General features: G+C 43.2%; 3 protein-coding genes and 1 pseudogene. 3 read left to right on the forward strand and 1 reads right to left on the reverse strand.

Features of this window, described 5'->3' with window-relative positions; genetic code table 11:
- The 3 genes and pseudogenes from FZ949_RS09285 to FZ949_RS04840 form a co-directional block, all read left to right on the forward strand.
- Positions 1 to 527, forward strand: a pseudogene (locus FZ949_RS09285) (hypothetical protein); the annotation flags it as partial.
- 16 nt (positions 528 to 543) lie between these two features.
- Positions 544 to 1758, forward strand: coding sequence for a saccharopine dehydrogenase family protein (locus tag FZ949_RS04835; protein ID WP_103579713.1), 1215 nt, complete (start codon positions 544 to 546; stop codon positions 1756 to 1758).
- Positions 1759 to 2183: 425 nt separating this feature from the next.
- Positions 2184 to 3350 (forward strand): multidrug effflux MFS transporter, encoded by a 1167-nt coding sequence (locus FZ949_RS04840; RefSeq protein WP_148790190.1) that lies wholly within the window; start codon positions 2184 to 2186, stop codon positions 3348 to 3350.
- Between the two features lie 468 nt (positions 3351 to 3818).
- Here FZ949_RS04840 and FZ949_RS04850 read toward each other — a convergent pair whose 3' ends face one another.
- Positions 3819 to 4364 (reverse strand): hypothetical protein, encoded by a 546-nt coding sequence (locus tag FZ949_RS04850; protein ID WP_103579711.1) that lies wholly within the window; start codon positions 4362 to 4364, stop codon positions 3819 to 3821.
- Between the last annotated feature and the right edge of the window lie 54 nt (positions 4365 to 4418).

Genomic DNA, 4418 nt, shown 5'->3' on the forward strand with positions numbered 1-4418 from the left:
TAATAGAAGTTGATGAAATTTTATCTTATTTAAATTTTGCAAAAGATACCTATGAGAAATTTGAAGATTCAATTAAAAGAATAGGTTTGGCATTAGGCTTCTATTCGCAGCGGCCAGATAGAGAGTATAAATGTGGTCCTGATAATTTTTGGGCAATTGATAATAAATGTCTTATAATAGAATGTAAAAATGGCGTAACAACAGATACTATTTCAAAAAGCGATATAGAGCAGATAACCTCATCCACTAGCTGGTTTAACCAAACTTATCACATTCAAGATAAAAATAACTATTTTTCTATTTTGATTCATCCAAGCAATAAAATATCACAAGATGCGTTTTCTAATGAAAAAATAAGAGTTATGACAGATAAAAATTTGCAAATTTTTAAGGAAAATATTAGAGGTTTTTTTAATTCAATAAAAAATAAATCAAGCGATAACAAAGCTATTGAGAAGCAATTAAAACACTACAAGTTAGAACCACTTTTAATAATTGATAATTATACAGAAGATTATAAAAAATAATTTTAAGGAGCCAAAAATGTCAAATATCTTAATCATAGGCGCGGGCGGCGTGAGCCAAGTCGCGACCGTAAAATGCGCGATGAACGCGGACGTTTTTAGCAAGATCACCCTTGCAAGCCGCACCAAAAGTAAGTGCGACGCGATCGCTAAATTTATAAAAGACCGCCTAGGCGTCGCTATCGACACCGCCCAGATCGACGCGGACGATACCGATGCCGTAGTCGCGCTCATCAAAAAAACGGGCGCCGAGCTGCTGCTAAACGTCGCGCTGCCGTATCAGGACCTAACCCTCATGGACGCGTGCTCTCGTGCTGGCATCCCGTACATCGACACCGCAAACTACGAGCACCCCGACACCGCCAAATTTGAGTACAAGCTGCAGTGGGCGAAGGACGGCGAATTTAAAGCCGCAAACACGATGGCGCTGCTGGGAAGCGGCTTTGATCCGGGCGTGACGAACGTATTTTGCGCCTACGCGCAGCAAAATCTCTTTGACGAGATCCACGAGATCGACATCCTAGACTGCAACGCGGGCGATCACGGATATCCGTTTGCGACGAATTTCAACCCCGAAATCAACCTGCGCGAAGTGAGCGCAAAGGGCCGCTACTGGGAGCGCGGCGAGTGGAAAGAAACGGGGCCGATGGAAATAATGTTCAAATGGGACTATCCGAAAGTCGGCGTCAAGGACAGCTACCTGCTCTATCACGAGGAGCTAGAAAGCTTAGTAAAAAACATCAAGGGGCTAAAGCGAATCCGCTTTTTCATGACCTTCGGACAGAGTTACCTAACTCACATGAAGTGTCTAGAAAACGTGGGGATGCTGCGCATAGACGAGGTCGAGCATAACGGCGTGAAAATCGTGCCGATACAGTTTCTAAAGACCTTGCTACCTGATCCTGCAAGCCTCGGCCCTCGCACGAAGGGTAAAACCAACATCGGCTGCGTGATCCGCGGCCTAAAAGACGGCAAAGAGCGCCAGGTCTATATCTACAACGTCTGCGACCACGAGGCTTGCTTCGCCGAGACGGGCGCGCAAGCGGTGAGCTACACGACGGGCGTACCTGCGATGATCGGCTCGATGATGGTTGCAAAAGGCATCTGGAGTGGAAAAGGCGTCTTTAACATGGAAAATTTCGACGCCAAGCCTTTCATGGACGAGCTAAATAAGCAGGGATTGCCGTGGGAGATAATCGAAATGAAACCCGGCGAGAGGTATGAGGTAAAATAACAAGGCTTGTCTTTTTCTACTTATACTTCGTTGAAATTTGATTTTTAATGCTCACGTATTACATATACGCTCCGCTTAAAAATCAAATTTTGTCTCGTCTAAGCGAAAAATACTGCGCCTTGCTCTTTTTTGTTCAAATTTTTGCTAACTTAAATTTTACTTGCTTAGTAGTAAAATTTAAATCCGTCTTGAGTAAGGCAAAAAATACCGCGCTTTGCTCTACTGCATTTAAATTTCTTGTTTAAATTTTGCACCGCTTGCATTCAAATTTTGCATCAATTTAATTTAAGCTTCTGCACCGAAAAGCGTTTAAATTTAGCTATAATCGTGCAGAATTTATCAATGCAAATTTGAGTAAAATTAAAGCTTCCAATCTCTAGTCGTGCAAACTCTGCGCCCACTCAAATAATAACAAAAGGAAAAATTTGAACTCTTCAAAAACTTCACTATCTTTTTTAGTCGTGCTAAGCGCGCTTATGGCGTGTACATCGCTATCTACGGGCGTATATCTACCTGCTATGCCTACGATGGAGCGGCAGCTGCACGGCGATGCGGAGCTTACGATAACGGGCTTTTTGATCGGCTTTGCTATCGCGCAGCTCGTCTGGGGGCCTATCAGCGATAGGATCGGGCGTAAAATCCCGCTTTTTATCGGTATGGCGCTCTTTGCGATCGGATCAGTAGGATGCGCGATGTCGGACACTATGGCTAGCGTAGTGTTCTGGCGCGTGTTTCAGGCTTTGGGCGCATGCGTAGGACCGATGCTAAGCAGGGCGATGATTAGCGATCTTTTCGGTAGTTCGCAGGCCGCACAGATGCTCTCTACGCTAGTTATTATCATGGCGATAGCGCCGATAGCGGGTCCGTTATTGGGCGGCGCGATACTGGAGTTCGGCTCTTGGCACGGGATATTTTGGCTGATGGCGCTAGCTAGCGCGGTTATGTTTGCGATGATTTTTTCTCTGCCAGAGACCTTGCCGCCGCAAAAGCGCTCCACAAAGCCCATCGTATCGTCTTTTAGAAACTATCTAAGATTATTGCAAGACGCCAAATTTATGCGATACACTCTTAGCGTGACGTTTTTCTACGTAGCCGCCTATGCCTTTATCACTGGCTCGTCGTTTGTATATATCGATTATTTCGGCATTCCTAGCAAATACTATGGATTTTTATTCGGCATAAACATCGTGGGCGTCATGGTGCTAAGTTTCGTAAATAAAAAGCTGGTAAAGCGCTATGCGCTAAACCGCCTGCTCATAGTCTCCACGCTCGTTGCCACGCTTGCTGCCTGCGTGCTGTTTGCGTTTGCGTTTTTCAAAACGGGCGGAGTTCTTGGCGTGATAATCCCGATGTTTTTCGTTTTTAGTATGAACGGCATCATCGCTTCTTGCTCAAATGCCGCCGCTCTTGATAGCGTGCCACAGGAGATGAAGGGCTCGGCCGCTGCACTCATCGGCTCGTTGCAATACGGCAGCGGCATCCTCTCATCGGCGATGCTTGCGGCGTTTTCTGTGGGTACGCCGCGAGTGATGTCTTGGATAATAGCTCTGTTTGTTTGGCTAAGCGCGCTCGCGGCGTATTTTAATAAATAAATTTAGCCTTGCGGTTTTGACTCAAATTTTAATCAAATTCGCAAATTTCGGTCACCAAAGCCACAAATCAAATTTGACGCCGACGGGCCTAGCCAAATTTTACTTTTTCTTATTTTCGCTTTTTTGCGCGTTTAGCGCCTCAAATTTCTGCTTTAAAATTTTAAAAACCTCGTGCTTTAAGAGTTCGTATTTGTCGTATATCACGGCGTTATCATCGCCGCTAGGCTACATGAGGCCATATGCTAGCCTGCCTTTTTTTAAATTTTATGTTTGAAACACTAATTTTGCGCTTGGCGTCTATCTCGGGGATACCGATTTCGTCGATATCTTTAAAATAAAATTTCGCATTCTTGCCGCCTTTTTGTATGAAAAATCCGTTGTCTTCGATTTTTCGGTATCACGGAATAAGAAACTAGGATAAAGAGGTAATTTCGGCGCAAGCTAACTTACTGGCACCGAAATTGAAAGTTATTTTATCACCGCTTCAAAGCCAACATCTACATCTGGATAGCTCTTTCCGCCATGAAATGGTTTAGCGGCAGTGGCAAATTTATCAAAGCTTTCATTTAGCTTCAAATCATTTACAAGATCAACTGAAAATTTTGCCATTAGCTTGCCATTTTGTAATTCATATTTTGTTTTAAAAGTTTTTGAATTGCCATTTATACTAAGCTCAACATCCATTTCTCCGGCTTTATCATCGCCATTTACTGCTACGATCTTACCATCTACTGCCTTGCCATCGAAAATAATGCCAATCCTTTTATCGCGGTCAGGTAGCTTTGTGTCGATATCTTTTGGCTCAAGCTTAAATTCAAAGCTCTTTAAAAAATCAGCAAAATTTGCATTTTCTTGACTTTTAAAATTTATCGTTTTAAAAGTACCTGGTACGGCTGTCTTATTTGCTAGCTTGTAGCCAGTAAATGTTACCTTTGGTTCACCTTCTACGCTAAATGCAAGAGCTGAAACTGCAAAAAATGAAGCTGCTAAAGCAACAGAAGTAAGTTTGTTCATAAAGTATCCTTTTTATAATATTGATAATAAATATCGCAAATTATATACCCACTT

The sequence above is a fragment of the Campylobacter concisus genome, assembly GCF_902460545.1.
Classification (GTDB): domain Bacteria; phylum Campylobacterota; class Campylobacteria; order Campylobacterales; family Campylobacteraceae; genus Campylobacter_A; species Campylobacter_A concisus_AE.

What these genes read in the sequence shown, in the direction of transcription:
- FZ949_RS04835 (WP_103579713.1), top strand. Translation starts at nt 544, where the DNA reads ATGTCAAATATCTTAATCATAGGCGCGGGCGGCGTGAGCCAAGTCGCG.
- FZ949_RS04850 (WP_103579711.1), bottom strand. Translation starts at nt 4,364, where the DNA reads ATGAACAAACTTACTTCTGTTGCTTTAGCAGCTTCATTTTTTGCAGTT.